This is a genomic window from Bacillus haikouensis, assembly GCF_013179555.1.
In the GTDB taxonomy this organism is placed as follows: domain Bacteria; phylum Bacillota; class Bacilli; order Bacillales; family Bacillaceae_B; genus Rossellomorea; species Rossellomorea haikouensis_A.
Window position 1 is genome coordinate 1 of record NZ_JABMCR010000577.1, and the last position, 909, is coordinate 909.

The window sequence follows — 909 nt, forward strand, 5'->3', positions numbered from 1 at the left end:
AAATCCTTTCCCCCTTGTGTATTGCGGGTCATCCCTAGTTAGGTCTCTTGCGGTTATATCATTAAAAATGGTACACCCAAAAACGTAATTCATCGCTTCCTCTTCTGATATGTTTTTTCCACGTTTTCCAATGATCAGCGCCACTTCCCCTTCTAACTGAACTTGTGATGTCATGTTAGTATCTGGAAGGACAATTTCTTCTTTATCTGCAATTAGCGAAGATAATGGTTTTAAGAATAGCAAAGGTTCTTTAAGATGTGCTTTACCACCTGTTTCAATGGCGTGTTCAGCATATGTCCAACCAAAATTCACAATTTTGGTCGGCTGAACAGGTTCTAATATTTTCACATCGCTGTATTGATGCACGACTCCATCTTCTTTAAAATCACCTTTTGTAATTTCTAAGAAATCACTTGTTAATTGTATGATGTGGTCACCCTCACATAATCCGTAATGTGATTGATCGCCGGCTAAATAACGAACAACTGTATGCGTTTTTGTTTTAAACAAATTACCATCTCCTTTTTAAACTAGTCATGAGCTCGAATACTGATTTATTTAGTCCTTTATCATAATAAGGCTGTGAAAAGGGGCAAACTTGAAAGATATACCCCATTAGGTTTCATTATTCATTTGATTTATAGAGTTTTTAATAGGTCATATAAATTCTTTTTGGCCTCAAAACCAACGCCGGGAGCATCTGGTAATGTAACAAAGCCATCTTCTACTGCATGTCCATCCGCAAATCCGCCAAATGGCTGGAAAACGCCCGGGTAGGATTCGTTACCATATAATTTCAGTCCTGCTGCAATATTTAATGACATCTGATGACCACCATGAGGAATACAATTACGAGAAGACCATCCATTTTCCTCCAACATGTTTAATATTTTCATATATTCCACTAAA

General features: G+C 37.2%; 1 protein-coding gene and 1 pseudogene. Both read right to left on the reverse strand.

All coding sequences use genetic code 11. The annotated features are described in order from the left end of the window. Positions 1 to 510 (reverse strand): fumarylacetoacetate hydrolase family protein (locus HP456_RS24390; RefSeq protein ID WP_172255840.1); only part of this gene is annotated, 510 nt, incomplete at its 3' end. A 128-nt stretch (positions 511 to 638) separates the two neighbouring features. Further along, positions 639 to 909 (reverse strand): annotated as a pseudogene (locus HP456_RS24395) (mandelate racemase); the annotation flags it as partial.